Below are 14,584 nucleotides of genomic sequence, written 5' to 3'. Positions count from 1 at the left end.
ACAGCGGATTACCGGCTGGCCGAATGACCAGCCCCTGCTCCGCCACCGTTTTTATCGGCTGACGGGGAATGGCCGTTCTCTGCCGCAGATTTGTCCGCAGAGCGTGCCCCGGCGGCGGCATCAGGGGCTGCCGGCGAGGAGGCTTTCGGTGCCGGCGAGGCTGAGTTCCCGTCGGTGGCAGATCCTGACGTCGCCGGCGTAGCGGCAGCGGTACTGCTGTTGACCGCGGCCACAGGTTCGGTCGGTGCCATATGCGGCTGCATCACGGTCCCCTGCAATGCATCATTCAGCACATTGGTAAAGTCACTCCAGGAACAGTACCCGTTGCTGTCGGTCGGACAGCCGGTTAACTGCAGGGTGACTCGCTCAGGCGGATGAGCAAGGCTCAGAATATCCGCATTGCGAAGCTGCTCTGTGCTCTGATAGACATATTCTATCTTCAGCAGATCTTTATTATTTTGTTTGTCATGCCAGCGTTCAAACATCAGCTGGCCCCCTATCGGCGTCTGTTCATACTGTCCGGGTAACTGATAGGGCTTCACCTTCAGCGCCGCCAGCAGTGAGGCGATATTCGAATCGTGGCCGACCATAAAGGTAAAGGCCGGGGCGGCAGATTTATCCTGATCGATTAACTGACTGCGAATGTAGTCGACCAGTGGGGCTGCCACGTCGTGGGCCACTGCAGGCGTAGTGAATAACACGTCCTGGTAAGCATTTTTGATGGCTGATAAGGCTTTCCATTGCTCAGGCGTGGTGATTTTCCCCCACGCCACCTGGTCTGCAGGGAAGCCCTGGTAATATTGCAGGGTAAAGGCATCCACCAGCGCATTGCCGGTCTTCAGCGGCCCTTCCACCGACGGTTCTTTGCCTTTGACCAGGCTGAATTTATTATCCGCCCCGGTAAGGCTGCATTTATCTTTGCCTTTACACTGAGGCGAGTTGGCATAGCCGACCACGTCTGCCAGTTGTTTGTAAGCGGCCTGCAGTGACTGCTGTTTTTCTTCCTGCGCCATTTGTTCGGCGGCCGTCTTCTTAAACTCTGCACTGTCACTGTTGATGATCGGATTAAAGACCGGATCCATGGTGCCCATATCATCCTGATGTGTTACCGCAATATCACACCCCGGGAATGCACCGGTGACAAAGTACTGCGCGGTAGCGACGGTACGTTGCAGACTGTTGGCGTAAACAAAGACAGAATTCGGATCAGGACATTGGTTTTTACTGATAACACCCTGTTGCTGAAGCCAGTCATGGGTATATTTCCCCATGTAAATTTCCAGCACACCACCGCGGGTGGTTAGCTCTCCCCCCGGCACCTGCCACTGGGGCCACTTTTTATCAGAAGATTGTTCAAGGATACTGCCGCCATTGGCCAGCGGTGCCCGGAGGTTATGACGGCTGAGGATTAAAACCTGCTCCAGTTGCATACCACCGTCTGCGGCAAGCGCATTCAGACTCACAGGCAGTGCTGCCAGTACAGCAAGTGTACACAAGCTCAATTTCTTAATCATTGTACCTATTCCATGAATTCTGAGGGTGTGGAAAAAATTTTCTGACTTCGTCCGGTCATCAATAGCACCTGGCCAGTAACACTGCCGGGGAAGAGCGCCGGATCAAAGACTTTCTGCCACTATATCAAACTTCCCGGACTACGTAAGGGGGAATCGGCTGAATGCCTGTCTGACAGAGATGCGTTGTGACCGGGAGAGTTTACTACAGATAAAAAAAAACCAGCCATCAGGCTGGTCTTTTTCAGAATTTGGCGGAGGAGGAGAGATTCGAACTCTCGGATGGTTTCCCATCGGCGGTTTTCAAGACCGCTGCCTTCAGCCGCTCGGCCACCCCTCCGCAATGAGGCGCACTATAAACATCCCCTTCTGTGTTGTAAAGCCCCCTTTGTATCATTTGCCTGAAAAACAGCCGATTAGGCTCTGAGTGCTGCCTAAATCAACAAATTGCGCATCTGTTCAGCAATAAGGCGGGTAAAGATGGGTAAAACAACTTCATACGACAGCCAGCGAACAGTATCCTCCGTCTATTAATAAAATGACCCATCACTATGTTAAGGAGTCTGTATGGACAGAATTCTTGCCCCCGGACAACACAGCCGTTTACTCAGTACCCATAAAGTCCTGCGCAATACCTATTTCCTGCTGGGGCTGACGCTGGCGTTCTCCGCCATCACGGCCACCGCCAGTACCCTGCTCGCATTGCCCGCACCAGGGATGATCCTGATGCTGGCCGGCTTCTACGGGCTGATGTTTTTAACCTATCGTCTGTCGGACCGGCCTGCGGGGATCCTGGCGGCCTTCGCTTTTACCGGATTTCTGGGGTATTGCCTGGGCCCGGTGCTCAACAGTTTTCTTTCCGCCGGTATGGGTGAGGTGATTGCTCTCGCGCTGGGCGGCACGGCACTGGTGTTCTTTTGTTGTTCGGCCTTCGTGCTGACCACCCGTAAAGATATGTCCTTCCTGAGTGGCATGATGATGGCCGGGTTTGTCGTGCTGCTGGTCGGGATGATCGCCAACATTTTCCTGCATCTGCCGGCTTTGCAGATGGCTCTGAGTGCACTGTTTATCCTGTTCTCTGCGGGTGCCATCCTGTGGGAGACCAGTAATATTATCCAGGGCGGCGAAACCAACTATATCCGTGCCACCGTCAGCCTGTATGTGTCCCTGTACAATATCTTTGTCAGCCTGTTGAGCTTACTGGGGTTCTCCCGCAGTAACTGATGTTTCCACACCTGATACCCTGCCTGCGGGCAGGTATCTTTTTATTCCTGACGGCTCACTGCGCAGTCTTCATTATCCGGCATTGATTTCCCGCGTTGATTACACGGAATTTATTGCCGGGATTCACTCCCCTGGCCTTCATTACACTGCATTCATAGCTTAGCTTTTGTTACACTGCCGTTTTTTAGGCTGCGCGCTACATCACGGAGAGCAGGAAAAGTGAATTTTGCAGGAAAAACCCTTGAGACGGATAGCGAAGGCTATCTGAAACATCCGGCAGACTGGTCTGCAGAACTGGCCACACACATCGCCGGTCTGGAAGACATCACGCTGACAGACGCTCACTGGGAAGTCGTTAACTTTGTGCGTGAATTTTATCTGGAATTTAATACCTCTCCGGCTATCCGCATGCTGGTAAAGGCGATGGCCAGAAAGTACGGGGAGGAAAAAGGGAACAGCCGTTACCTGTTCAGACTGTTCCCGGAAGGGCCGGCAAAACAGGCCACAAAAATTGCCGGCCTCCCCAAGCCCGCAAAATGCCTGTAGGCCCGTTTAACGCACCGTAAAGCCCCCGGTCTCCTGGAAAATACAGGAGACATCGGTGACACTCTCTACCCTGGCCGCCGGCGGTCCCCCCGCCTTAATCCACTGCAAGACTTTTTCAACGGCCTCCGGTGATCCCTGGAGCAAAATTTCGACAGAACCATCATCGAGATTAGCCGCATAGCCGGTAAGACGCCCGGCTTCAGCCTGCCGTCGCGTGCTGTCCCGAAAAAAGACACCCTGCACCCGTCCCGTGACTCTGATTTTCTGCGCTATTCTCGCCATAAATTTCCCCTTTATTACTCTGCGGTTTGCTTTTTTCCGATGCCGGACCGACAATGTCCCCCTTTATTTTCTGGTACCCGATAATTATGACTGCCCGTTTGATTCTTTCCAGAGGACGTGAAAAATCCCTGTTACGCCGCCACCCCTGGGTCTTTTCCGGGGCTATCAGCCGCATCGAAGGCAATGCCATCTCCGGTGAAACCGTGGATGTCTGTGACCATAAAGGTCAGTGGCTGGCCCGTGCGGCTTACTCTCCGCAGTCCCAAATCAGGGCACGTGTCTGGACCTGGCAGGCGGATGAGAATATCGATATCGAATTCTTTGTCAGGCGTATCAGACAAGCCGGTCAGTGGCGTGAGTGGCTGGCCCGTGCCGATGACCTGGACAGCTATCGCCTGATTGCCGGCGAGTCAGACGGGCTACCTGGCATTACTATCGATAAATTTGCCGGCTACCTGGTGGTACAATTGTTATCCGCCGGGGCCGAATATCAGCGCCCTGCTCTGATCACTGCCTTACAGCAGTGCTACCCGGAATGTTCGGTCTATGACAGGTCAGACGTTTCAGTGCGCAAAAAAGAGGGGCTGCCTCTGGCCCAGGGGTTTATTTCCGGCCAGCAACCCCCGGAACTGCTGCCGATCACCGAACATGGTATGAAGCTGCTGGTTAATATTAAAGAAGGCCATAAAACCGGTTATTACCTGGATCAACGTGACAGCCGCTTTGCCCTGCGTCGTTATTCAAAAGAGGCCCGGGTCTTAAACTGTTTCTCCTATACCGGAGGCTTTGCGGTTTCTGCGCTGCTCGGCGGCTGTAAAGAGGTGATCAGTGTCGATACCTCTGACGCTGCGCTGGATGTCGCCCGACAGAACGTTGAACTGAACCAGCTTCCCCTGGATAAAGCGCAGTTTATTCGTGACGATGTATTTAAATTACTGCGGACATACCGGGAAACCGGCGAGAAATTTGACGTGATCGTGATGGACCCGCCAAAATTTGTCGAAAATAAAAATCAGCTGGCGGGTGCCTGCCGCGGATATAAAGACATTAATATGCTGGCGATGCAGCTGCTTAATCCGGGCGGGATACTGCTGACATTTTCCTGCTCCGGGCTGATGACGGTGGAACTTTTCCAGAAGATTATCGCCGATGCCGCTCTGGATGCAGGTAAAACCGTTCAGTTAGTCGATCAGTTGCGCCAGGCGGCCGACCATCCGGTCATCTCCACCTATCCGGAAGGTTTATATCTGAAAGGTTTTGTTTGCTACGTCGAATAACTTGAAAAAATGCCTCCCGCCCCCACATCTGTGAGGATGAAAAAATCAGCGGGAGGTGTTTTATGATCAGTAGTAAATTTGGCATCGGGCAGCAGGTCCGTCACAGATTATCCGGCACTCTGGGTGTCGTGGTGGACGTTGACGCTGAATTTTCACTCAGTCAGCCGGAAGCCGAAGCCCCCGGCGATGATATCCCCGGAGAAACGCCCTGGTATCATGTCGTGATGGAAGATGAATCCGGCGAAACCGTCCACACTTATATTGCCGAGCTTCATCTGACCGGCGAGACCTATGACGAGCATCCTGATCAACCGGTGCTGGATGAGCTGGCGGCAAATGTCCGGCAGCAGTTACGTGTTCCTCACCGGTATCATTGATGGCTTCCGCGGCCTTTTAATTCTGCAGAAAGCCCGGAACGATAAATTTCAATTTTCGGGCACAACTCCGTTATCACCTGCAGCCCCGCATCCCGGGCCTCTTTCACGGCCTGCAGATTGACAGTCCCGGGTTGTAACCATAATGTCTTTGCCCCGATAGCGATTGCCTGCCGTGCAATTTCCGGGACCACTTGCGGATTTCTGAACACATCCACCATATCGACTTTCCCCGGAATTTCTGCCAGGGACGCATAACCCGGCATACCGTCAATCACCTTCCCGGCCACTTTAGGCCCGACCGGGATCACATCATAACCGTGTTCCGCCAGCACCATCATGACCTGCCAGACCGGACGCTGCGGATTAACACTCGCCCCCACCACAGCAATACGACGCGTCTCTCTCAAAATCGCCCGGATCCGGGCATCCTGTCGATCCAATGTTTTTCTCCGATAGCCGGGACTGCCGATCTGCAGAATAGTAGATCTGCTGGCAGAAGAAATGTACCTATTGTGCCTCTCTGCGGCACAATAAATATGACAAAATGTAAATATTAATGCCATAATGAAACTCAGCTTTTTTTTTCCGTCACCTTACTTAGCCGACCCGGAGCCAAAATGAAGTGTGTAGCTGCAGTTTTCTGCCTGCTGCTTGGTCTGTATACCTCTGCCGCAATGGCTGTCAGCTTCAGGATAAATCCGGAGATCAACTTACTGGTGCTCGACGGCAATAAACTGCCGGGTAGCCTGCTGAAAGGGGCGGAAAGCATTGAGCTTGAACAGGGCCAGCATCAGATACTTTTTACGCTGGTCTCCGCCCCGCACTCCCCGATATTTATTCTGACCTTCACGGCAGAAAGTCATATTGTCAGTATGGTATTGCCCTCTGCCTCTGCGTTAGCTGAACGCAGTGCGTCAAAAAATCTGCAATTACGGTTAGTGGATGAAAACGGCCTGGATATCACAGCCATTCAGGATCATTTGTCCGAAATACAGGATGAAGATTATGTGCGCGCGGTTATCCGTTATAACCGGCAAAACAGAAAAGCCTCGGTGGCAAAGTTCAGTCTTCCGCCCCGGGAAGCCGGTACAGAGGCAGAAAAAGTATCTGCCGGTTCAGTCCCCGCAGCAGCTGCACCGTCTGCCCGCGGTTCCATGCAGGCTATCCTGCTCTGGTTACGTGAATTCCGAACCAGTTGAAGCCCGGTCAGCCACCGCGCTACACTGCCTGACACTGAATATATGTTTTGAATAATGAGGGTCGGGGATGGAACAGACGGTCAGGACATTAGCGCAGAAAAAACATATCGCCCTGGTGGCTCATGATAACTGCAAATTATCGTTGCTGGAGTGGGTAAAAGCGAACCAGCAGTCACTTGCCCTGCACAGCCTGTATGCTACAGGGACCACCGGCAACCTGATTAATGCCCACTGCGGCCTGCAGGTAAATCCGCTGTTAAGCGGTCCGTTAGGCGGCGATCAGCAGGTCGGAGCAATGATCGCAGAAGGAAAAGTGGATATGCTGATTTTCTTCTGGGATCCGCTGAACGCAGTTCCCCATGATCCGGATGTCAAAGCACTGTTACGGCTGGCGACCGTCTGGAATATCCCGGTCGCGACTAACCGTTCTACCGCCGATTTTATTATTCACTCGCCGCTTTATACTCAGAATGTGGAGATTGCGATCCCTGATTACCCGCGTTATATGGCCGAGCGGCTTCAGGAACCGCTGTTGAAAGATCAGTAATCGCTCAGGGTTTCCTCACCCGCGGAACCCCGAGTTTTGCCAGTTCTTCCACGAAATCTGAAGGCGCCGCTTTGTCATACAATAACCAGAGCTGCTTTCTCGCCCGGGTCATTGCGACATAGGCGAGCCTTCGTTCCTCCGCATCCGGAAAGCTTTCCGTTTCCGGTAACAGCCCCTGCTCTATCACCGATTCCGGGGTACGGGCCGGAAAGCCGTCACTGCCGTCGCTGAGTCCGGTGACTATCACATAGTCGGCTTCCTTACCCTTGCTGGCATGGAATGTCATAAATGATAAGTTCAGCCGGGGCCACCGGGTTGAGGCAATATCCAGCAGCGCCGGACGGAGATAGTGATAACGGCCGAGGATCAGGATGCTTTCATCCTGTTCCGCATAGCCGCTCATTTTATTCACCAGCGCTTCCAGTTGTTCTTCCGGCAGCAATGCAATCGACTTTTTGTTGCCCTTATCCTGACTATTCAGTGTCTTTTTCAGCTGTGAAGGATTCTGCTGTACAAAACGATTCGCCACATCCCCGATGCGCTGACTGAAACGATAGGTCTGATCCAGCACACAGACATCCCCGTCACCAAAGATGTCATGAAAACGGGTTGTCAGGTCGATCTCCGCCCCGGCAAAGCGATAAATAGCCTGCCAGTCATCCCCGACCACAAACAATCCGGTATGCTTATTTTGTTTTCTGAGTGCATGAAGCAGGCCGGCGCGCTGGACCGAGATATCCTGAAACTCGTCCACCAGGATATATTTCCACGGGCTGATAAATCGGCCTTTTTCCAGCAAGGCGATGGCCTGGCGGATCAGTCCGGAAAAATCGACCGCATCTTCCTCTTTAAGATGTTGTTTCCATGCTTTCAGCAAGGGGGCCAGCAGCCTGAGCCGTTTACCGAACAGCGTGCGGATAGCCTCCGGGGCTTCCTCCGTCATTACGGACTGGGAACCCCCGTGGGTTCTTATCAGCGACACCCAGTGTTCCAGACGCCCCGCCAGACGGTTAACTAATCGTTTATCGTTCCAGAACTCTGTGTCAGCACATTCCCAGCCCAGTTCGTCTTCAATCCACTGTCGCCAGCCATTCGCAAACGATTTTTTCTGTGCGCATTGCTGCTGCCAGGTGTCTGTCAGTAACTGACGACGTAATGCGGCGTCACTCTCCAGCGCACTGATTTTTGGCGGCTTATTACTGCTCTGTTGAATAATATGCAGGGCCAGTGCGTGGAACGTCCTGGCCGTCATCCCGGTTTCACCGGTACATTTCTGTACACGCTGATCCATCTCCTTTGCGGCCTCCCGCCCAAAGGAGAGCAGCAATACCTGTTCGGCGGTGGCGTATTTACGGCGTAATAACCAGGCGGCGCGGGCGGCGAGCACCGATGTTTTACCGCTCCCTGCCCCGGCCAGGACCAGTAACTGATCTTCACCATTGATGACGGCACGGCATTGGGACGGATTCAGCGGACTGGATTCCACGGTCGCAAAAAAATCCTGATAACGTTCGAGTATCTGCTCCGTCCATTGCCGGTTACGCACGGTACGCTGCTGCTCTGCAGAAGTCAGCCAGCTCTGACAAAAGGACCAGTGCGGACGACAGGATTCAAATTCCGCAATCCGTTGGGCCGGCAGAGGTAAGGCCGCGAACCGGCCTTCTATTTTTTCACGTACGCCGGAGATATCCGCACGGGTCAGCCAGCTATCCCGTTGCAGCAAGCTGAGTAATTCCTGGTGCAGTGTACTCAATACCTGGCAGCAGACCCTGGCCATCTCTTCGCTCCATTGCTGCCAGGCATTGGCAAGATGCTGGTAAAACTGCTGGGTTTCCTGCCATTCAGTCCCGTGCAGTCGTACCACCTGGTCATCCGGAAGCTGAAATTCGAGTTCTCCCCATACCATCCCTCGTTTACACTGAATACCCAGTAACTGGTTAAAAGGGATGATATATTCATGACGATCGCCGCTGACTTCCACTCCTGCCGGTAGCAGACGCACCCGATTGTAAGGATGCTGAGCCAGCCGTTTACCCATTGAGGTTGCTTTAAGTTCCATGCATCACGCCATTATCTGAGTTATTGCTTTTAAGCAGTTTAACTGCGAGACCTTTAGTGCTCCAGACAAAAAACAGGTTACAATTCTGTAACTGTGCCATGAAGACTCACGGAGATATATTTAATGAGAGCCGTACTGAATATCCTGAATTTCGTTCTGGGGGGATTTGCGACCACCCTGGCCTGGTTATTTGCCACTCTGGTTACCATCGTCTTAATTTTTACGCTGCCCCTGACCCGCTCCTGCTGGGAAATCACCCGCTTATCCCTGCTACCTTTCGGTAATGAAGCCGTTCATGTGGATACACTCCGCCCGGAGAACAGAAATCACCTGCGTAATACTGGCGGTACGTTACTGAACGTTTTCTGGTTTATCTTTTTCGGCTGGTGGCTTTGCCTGGCCCATATTTCTGCCGGTATCCTCCAGTGTGTGACCATTATCGGGATCCCTGTCGGCATTGCGAATTTTAAAATTGCAGCCATTGCTTTATGGCCTGTTGGTCGCAGAGTCGTTTCTGTCGAGGAAGCGAAATTTGCGCGTGAAAACGCGGTCCGTGCCGGTCGCTGAGGATAACGGTAATAATGAATTTCGGATCTGACCTGCTGAACAGCTGGCACACATTCTTAATGAATAAATTATGGCGGGATCCGGCGAGGATATTCCTTGCGATGACCGGCTGCGTGATCCTTTCCTGGTCATTACAAAATATCACCTGGACCATTCCGTTAATTCTGGGGGTCGTCGCCGCTGCACTGGCAGACATTGATGACCGGCTGACCGGCCGTCTGCGTAATATGCTGATCACGCTGGTCTGCTTTTGTATCGCGACGGTCTCGGTCGAAATTCTGTTCCCTTATCCGCCACTGTTTATGATTGGCCTTGCACTCTCCAGCTGGGTATTCACCCTGCTGGGTGCCCTGGGGCAACGCTATGCCACCATCTCCTTCGGCGCGCTGTTGATTGCTATCTATACCATGCTGGGGATCCATCTGTTCTCCGACTGGTATATTCAGCCGGTATTATTGCTGGCAGGTGCGCTCTGGTACAATGTTCTGACGCTGATCATGCACCTGCTGTTTCCGGTACAACCTGTGCAGCAGCAACTCGCAGCCACTTACACTCAGCTGGCCGGCTATCTTGATACCAAGGCTAATCTGTTCGACCCCGATACCGGCGACAGTGACGAACCGTCGCTGATCGATGCCGCACTGGCGAACAGCCAGCTGGTATCACAGTTTAATATCACCAAAACCGCCATACAAAGCCGTCTGAATGGCGAACGCGCGGCACGTAATAGCCGCCGTTCTCTGCTCTATTATTTTGCTGCCCAGGAAATTCATGAACGTGCAAATTCATCCCACGTTCAGTATCACCAGCTGCGTAATGAATGGCGGTACAGCGAAATCTTATTTCGCTTCCAGCGACTATTGCATATGCAGGCTAACGCTTGCCGGCAGATTGCACATTCAGTGACCCTGAAAAAACCGTACCAGCATGAACACCGCTTCGAACGGACTTTTTTCCATCTGGAACAGGCACTGAACCGTCTTAAGGCCCAGTATCCGCAGGACCCCAATACCCGTGCTCTGCAATGGTTACTCCGTAATCTTAAAGCGATAGATGATCAGTTGCTTTCCATCGCGTCGGAACAGGTCCTGAATAACCAGTGGCTGAATAGCGACACCCACCTGTCTCAGGAAGGGCTGACCGGCTGGCAGGATATCCGTGTCAGGTTCAGCCGTCATTTAAGCCCGAAATCGTCGCTGTTCCGGCATGCGGTCAGAGTATCAGTGGTTCTCTGCGTGGGCTATGCCCTTATTCAGCTGGCCGGACTGGAACGGGGGTACTGGATATTACTGACCAGCCTGTTTGTTTGTCAGCCGAACTATAATGCCACCAAAAAACGTCTTGCCCTGCGTATCATGGGAACACTGGCCGGGATCATCATCGGTCTGCCGGTCCTCTGGCTGGTCCCTTCGATTCCCGGGGTACTGATCCTGATCGTGGTATCCGGGGTGCTGTTTTTTGTTTTCCGTCAGGTACAATATGCACAGGCTACCCTGTTTATCACCTTGCTGGCGTTACTGAGCTTTAACCTGCTGGGCGAAGGGTTTGATGTTGCCCTGCCGAGGATCGTTGATACTTTGCTCGGCTGCGCACTGGCCTGGATGGCCGTGGCCTGGATATTTCCGGACTGGCGCTATCGTCAATTACCGGCAGTGGCAGATAAAGCGATGGCGGCCAATGCCCGCTATCTGTCAGCAATTGCCGACCAGTACCATCAGGGTAAGGACAACAGTATGTCATACCGGATAGCGCGCCGGGAGGCACACAACGCCGATGCGGAGTTAGCTCTGGTGATTTCCGGCATGAATGACCCGACGGTCAGCCCTGACCCGGGGAAAGACCCTGGCTTTCGCATCTCTTGTCTCAATCACAGCCTGCTAAGCTACCTGTCTGCATTAGGTGCACACAGGGAGAAAACAGAACAAAGTGATTTTTTACACCTGATGGATGATGCTGTCAGACTGACCCGGGATACTTTGCAGAGTGATTCTGCAAACATGCAGAATACGCTGGACACACTGCATGCACTCATTGCAGAAATTAAGAGTATTGAAGCCAGTTCTGACAGCAGAGAACCCGTCATTCTTCAGCAGATGGGCCTGGTACTGACACTCCTTCCGGAGCTGGTCTCTGTCAGAGAAGAGATAAGCCGCCTTTAGAGGTCATTATTGCGCTTACAGGCTGAACGGGCGGTAGTCTGCTCAAACTGCAGATACCAGTGCTTCAGCTCTTCTTTTACCCCGGCGGACAGCACCTCCTGGTGCTGTCCGAAGATAGCCCCCTGCAGCGCATACAGTGTTTTTAATCCCAGATGTTTATTCTTTTTTCTGAGCAACGTCCAGCTCTGTCTGGCCCCTGTCGCACGCAGGTGACTGACCGAAGTAATCCCCGCCTCCTTCAACAGGATTTCCAGCCGAACACTCAGGTTAGGCAGATCTTTCAACCGCTGCCGGCTAAGCTGTGACTCTCTGAGAGCTCTGGCTTCCTTCAGAGAGCTGTGTGATAACTCCAGTAAAGCCTCTGACTGCTGCCATAGCAGGGGATCAACCTTATAGTAATTCAGGCTGACACATTGCCCCCGCTTGTGAAAGATAAAGGGCTGCAGTCGTCTGTGCTGCAGATAACTTTGCATTTTTTCACTGGCACGGAGATAAAGATCCCCTTCACTGACCAGAGCAAAAACCACCTTCTCCACCGATAACGAGTATCCACCGAACTGTGTACGGGACTCGATTTTACCGAGCGCTGACAGCTGTTTCTTTGATTCTTCAATGCATTGGCCTGATGTTTTCATCGTGAACCTCCCTTGTTCCGGCAATAGCATAGCTGTTAATAAAATAATATTTATCAACATGTTAGAAGTTAAACAAAACCGATTACCAGTTCAATGAATAAATGCCGCTCTGACGGGTCAGTTTTAGTTTCTGCGATCTGTTTTCAGAAAAATGGTTGATCTTTATGCATGGTCGTAATACTGTATATCCATACAGTTAATTGCGGATGGTTAAAATTATGCATACTCAGCGACTGACAGCGAAAACCTTTAAGGTGCATCATCACCCGGCACAGACTTCGTATACCCGCGGTTGTATCAGTGAATTAAGTTATCAGGGACAAAACCCTGCCCTGCTGAATATGCTGCTGTTTCCGTTACTCAAACAACTGGGTGAGCAGTCACGCTGGCAGTTATGGTTAACCCCCGCACATAAACTGAGCCGTCACTGGCTTCAGCAGGCCGGGTTACCGCTGGAAAAAAGTATGCAGGTCGCTTCGACTGAACGTATCAGCAGCGTCAACGCCATGATTAAAGCGCTACGTTCGGGGAATTTCAGTGTGGTAATCGCCTGGCTTCCGGAAGGTTTAAGCGACGCTGAACGACAGGAACTCGAGCAGGCGGCAATAGAGGGTCATACTCTGGGATTGATCATGCGTGAAGAAAATACCTTTGATTCTCCCGGCAGACAGGAAAATCGATTGAAAATTCATTCGCCCTTACTACATTAATCTTATTTAAGATTATTCTCATAAAAAATAAGCGGCAGATTATTACATAAGCCAGATGACTCACCATTCCAGAGCCAGCAATGGGTTACCTTAGATTTCAGTTGTCATCCGGACCGGGAGTTCAGTTTCAATTGTAAGTAAATGTGTTCAAATTACTGTTTTTTTACTGTACAACATCATATCTTACTTGTAACTTTCTAATCTCGTTGTAGACTTTACGTCGCCAGGGTGCTCAATAATCTCCTTTTTTGGCAGAGTACAAATCGAGCGAAATAACCCGGCGAAGGATTACAACCAAGAGCAACATTTTTGCTCATTGCCTATTTTGGATGATAACGAGGCGCAAAATGAAAAAGACAGCTATCGCAATTGCAGTGGCACTGGCAGGTTTCGCTACCGTAGCGCAGGCCGCACCAAAAGATAACACCTGGTACACTGGTGCTAAACTGGGTTGGTCCCAGTACCACGACACCGGTTTCTACGGTAACAACTACCACGTCTCTAACGACCCGCATGAAAACCAGCTGGGCGCAGGCGCCTATGCAGGTTACCAGGTTAACCAATACCTGGGCTTCGAGGGTGGTTATGACTGGTTAGGTCGTATGCCTTACAATGGTTCTAACCACGGTGCTTTCAAAGCGCAGGGCGTACAGCTGGCTGCTAAACTGAGCTACCCACTGACCGACGATCTGGACGTGTACACCCGTCTGGGCGGCATGGTATGGCGTGCAGATAGCAAAGATTTCGTCAACGGTAACTCCGACCACGATACCGGTGTTTCTCCACTGGCAGCCGTTGGTGTTGAATATGCTCTGACCAAAAACTGGGCAACCCGTCTGGACTACCAGTGGGTTAACAACATCGGTGACGCATCAACCGTTGGTGCGCGTCCTGATAACGCCACTCTGAGCGTAGGTGTTGCTTACCGTTTCGGTCAGGATGATGTTGCTGCTCCGGCACCAGCTCCGGCACCAGCTCCGGCTCCGGTTGTTGAAACCAAGCACTTCACTCTGAAATCAGACGTGCTGTTCAACTTCAACAAATCCACTCTGAAAGCAAGCGGCCAGCAAGCGCTGGATCAGCTGTACACTCAGCTGAGCTCACTGGATCCTAAAGACGGCTCTGTCGTTGTTCTGGGCTTCACTGACCGTATCGGTTCTGCTAAATACAACCTGAAACTGTCTCAGCAACGTGCACAGTCTGTTGTGAACTACCTGGTGTCTAAAGGTATTCCTTCAAACAAAATCTCTGCACAGGGCATGGGTAAAGCTGATCCTGTTACCGGCAACACCTGTGACAACGTGAAAGGCCGCGCAGCACTGATCCAGTGTCTGGGGCCGGATCGTCGCGTAGAGATCGAAGTTAAAGGTATCAAAGACGTTGTTACTCAGCCTCAGGGCTAAGTTAACCACGTAGTAAAAGACCACCTTCTTAGAAGGTGGCTTTTGAGAATGCCCCCTGTAAGGGGGGCTACTTTCACCTTCCGCTTAC

The 14,584-nt window shown here is 52.1% G+C and carries 15 protein-coding genes and 1 tRNA gene; 10 read left to right on the top strand and 6 right to left on the bottom strand.

The features are described 5' to 3' along the window. Window positions 1–8: 8 nt before the first annotated feature. Window positions 9–1,514: a bifunctional glucose-1-phosphatase/inositol phosphatase gene (gene agp / locus JK223_RS00080; RefSeq protein ID WP_212712194.1), complete on the bottom strand. Its 1,506-nt coding sequence runs from the start codon at window positions 1,512–1,514 to the stop codon at window positions 9–11. A gap of 249 nt (window positions 1,515–1,763) precedes the next feature. After that, a tRNA-Ser gene (locus JK223_RS00075) sits at window positions 1,764–1,851 on the bottom strand. Between the two features lie 227 nt (window positions 1,852–2,078). On the opposite strand from JK223_RS00075, the gene yccA reads away from it, so the two are divergent. After that, window positions 2,079–2,735, top strand: coding sequence for an FtsH protease modulator YccA (gene yccA, locus JK223_RS00070; protein ID WP_212712193.1), 657 nt, complete (start codon window positions 2,079–2,081; stop codon window positions 2,733–2,735). 219 nt (window positions 2,736–2,954) lie between these two features. Then, window positions 2,955–3,281, top strand: coding sequence for a TusE/DsrC/DsvC family sulfur relay protein (locus JK223_RS00065; protein ID WP_212712192.1), 327 nt, complete (start codon window positions 2,955–2,957; stop codon window positions 3,279–3,281). Between the two features lie 6 nt (window positions 3,282–3,287). Here JK223_RS00065 and yccX read toward each other — a convergent pair whose 3' ends face one another. After that, window positions 3,288–3,563, bottom strand: a complete 276-nt coding sequence (gene yccX, locus JK223_RS00060) for an acylphosphatase (protein WP_212712191.1) — start codon at window positions 3,561–3,563, stop codon at window positions 3,288–3,290. A gap of 86 nt (window positions 3,564–3,649) precedes the next feature. On the opposite strand from yccX, the gene rlmI reads away from it, so the two are divergent. Continuing rightward, window positions 3,650–4,840, top strand: coding sequence for a 23S rRNA (cytosine(1962)-C(5))-methyltransferase RlmI (rlmI, locus tag JK223_RS00055; RefSeq protein ID WP_212712190.1), 1,191 nt, complete (start codon window positions 3,650–3,652; stop codon window positions 4,838–4,840). A 62-nt stretch (window positions 4,841–4,902) separates the two neighbouring features. Then, complete coding sequence (hspQ, locus tag JK223_RS00050) at window positions 4,903–5,217, top strand: heat shock protein HspQ (RefSeq protein WP_212712189.1); 315 nt, start codon at window positions 4,903–4,905, stop codon at window positions 5,215–5,217. Here hspQ and JK223_RS00045 read toward each other — a convergent pair. Next, window positions 5,211–5,624 carry a CoA-binding protein gene (locus tag JK223_RS00045; protein WP_249213391.1) on the bottom strand — a complete coding sequence of 138 codons (414 nt, stop codon included), beginning with the start codon at window positions 5,622–5,624 and terminating at the stop codon, window positions 5,211–5,213. The genes hspQ and JK223_RS00045 overlap by 7 nt on opposite strands. A gap of 210 nt (window positions 5,625–5,834) precedes the next feature. Between JK223_RS00045 and JK223_RS00040 the strand changes: the two genes are divergently transcribed. Continuing rightward, complete coding sequence (locus JK223_RS00040; RefSeq protein ID WP_212712187.1) at window positions 5,835–6,416, top strand: DUF2057 family protein; 582 nt, start codon at window positions 5,835–5,837, stop codon at window positions 6,414–6,416. Window positions 6,417–6,483: 67 nt separating this feature from the next. Beyond that, window positions 6,484–6,963: a methylglyoxal synthase gene (locus JK223_RS00035; protein WP_212712186.1), complete on the top strand. Its 480-nt coding sequence runs from the start codon at window positions 6,484–6,486 to the stop codon at window positions 6,961–6,963. 4 nt (window positions 6,964–6,967) lie between these two features. On the opposite strand, the gene helD is transcribed toward JK223_RS00035, so the two are convergent. Continuing rightward, a complete protein-coding gene (helD, locus tag JK223_RS00030; RefSeq protein ID WP_212712185.1) occupies window positions 6,968–9,022 on the bottom strand; it encodes a DNA helicase IV in 2,055 nt (684 codons plus the stop codon). Window positions 9,023–9,145: 123 nt separating this feature from the next. On the opposite strand from helD, the gene JK223_RS00025 reads away from it, so the two are divergent. Beyond that, window positions 9,146–9,589, top strand: a complete 444-nt coding sequence (locus tag JK223_RS00025) for a YccF domain-containing protein (protein ID WP_212712184.1) — start codon at window positions 9,146–9,148, stop codon at window positions 9,587–9,589. Window positions 9,590–9,603: 14 nt separating this feature from the next. Continuing rightward, on the top strand, window positions 9,604–11,748 hold the full coding sequence (gene yccS, locus JK223_RS00020; protein WP_212712183.1) for a YccS family putative transporter: 2,145 nt from the start codon (window positions 9,604–9,606) through the stop codon (window positions 11,746–11,748). Here the strand turns inward: yccS and JK223_RS00015 are convergent. Next, window positions 11,745–12,383, bottom strand: coding sequence for a TfoX/Sxy family DNA transformation protein (locus tag JK223_RS00015; RefSeq protein ID WP_212712182.1), 639 nt, complete (start codon window positions 12,381–12,383; stop codon window positions 11,745–11,747). The two genes, yccS and JK223_RS00015, sit on opposite strands and share 4 nt — an antisense overlap. 218 nt (window positions 12,384–12,601) lie before the next feature. Here JK223_RS00015 and sulA point away from each other — a divergent pair, with 218 nt between their 5' ends. After that, window positions 12,602–13,093, top strand: a complete 492-nt coding sequence (sulA, locus tag JK223_RS00010) for an SOS-induced cell division inhibitor SulA (protein ID WP_212712181.1) — start codon at window positions 12,602–12,604, stop codon at window positions 13,091–13,093. Between the two features lie 347 nt (window positions 13,094–13,440). Then, entirely contained in the window at window positions 13,441–14,496 is a 1,056-nt protein-coding gene (gene ompA, locus JK223_RS00005; RefSeq protein WP_212712180.1) for a porin OmpA, read from the top strand. Window positions 14,497–14,584 lie beyond the last annotated feature (88 nt).

The sequence above is a fragment of the Tatumella sp. JGM118 genome, from assembly GCF_018257515.1.
In the GTDB taxonomy this organism is placed as follows: Bacteria; Pseudomonadota; Gammaproteobacteria; order Enterobacterales; family Enterobacteriaceae; genus Tatumella; species Tatumella terrea.
This window is presented reverse-complemented; position numbering and strand designations above follow the sequence as displayed.

Bases quoted from the DNA above. Each gene is read 5' to 3' on its own strand.
- agp (WP_212712194.1), bottom strand. From the start codon at position 1,514: ATGATTAAGAAATTGAGCTTGTGTACACTTGCTGTACTGGCAGCACTG.
- yccA (WP_212712193.1), top strand. From the start codon at position 2,079: ATGGACAGAATTCTTGCCCCCGGACAACACAGCCGTTTACTCAGTACC.
- rlmI (WP_212712190.1), top strand. From the start codon at position 3,650: ATGACTGCCCGTTTGATTCTTTCCAGAGGACGTGAAAAATCCCTGTTA.
- yccX (WP_212712191.1), bottom strand. From the start codon at position 3,563: ATGGCGAGAATAGCGCAGAAAATCAGAGTCACGGGACGGGTGCAGGGT.
- hspQ (WP_212712189.1), top strand. From the start codon at position 4,903: ATGATCAGTAGTAAATTTGGCATCGGGCAGCAGGTCCGTCACAGATTA.
- JK223_RS00035 (WP_212712186.1), top strand. From the start codon at position 6,484: ATGGAACAGACGGTCAGGACATTAGCGCAGAAAAAACATATCGCCCTG.
- ompA (WP_212712180.1), top strand. From the start codon at position 13,441: ATGAAAAAGACAGCTATCGCAATTGCAGTGGCACTGGCAGGTTTCGCT.
- helD (WP_212712185.1), bottom strand. From the start codon at position 9,022: ATGGAACTTAAAGCAACCTCAATGGGTAAACGGCTGGCTCAGCATCCT.
- sulA (WP_212712181.1), top strand. From the start codon at position 12,602: ATGCATACTCAGCGACTGACAGCGAAAACCTTTAAGGTGCATCATCAC.
- JK223_RS00040 (WP_212712187.1), top strand. From the start codon at position 5,835: ATGAAGTGTGTAGCTGCAGTTTTCTGCCTGCTGCTTGGTCTGTATACC.
- yccS (WP_212712183.1), top strand. From the start codon at position 9,604: ATGAATTTCGGATCTGACCTGCTGAACAGCTGGCACACATTCTTAATG.
- JK223_RS00015 (WP_212712182.1), bottom strand. From the start codon at position 12,383: ATGAAAACATCAGGCCAATGCATTGAAGAATCAAAGAAACAGCTGTCA.
- JK223_RS00025 (WP_212712184.1), top strand. From the start codon at position 9,146: ATGAGAGCCGTACTGAATATCCTGAATTTCGTTCTGGGGGGATTTGCG.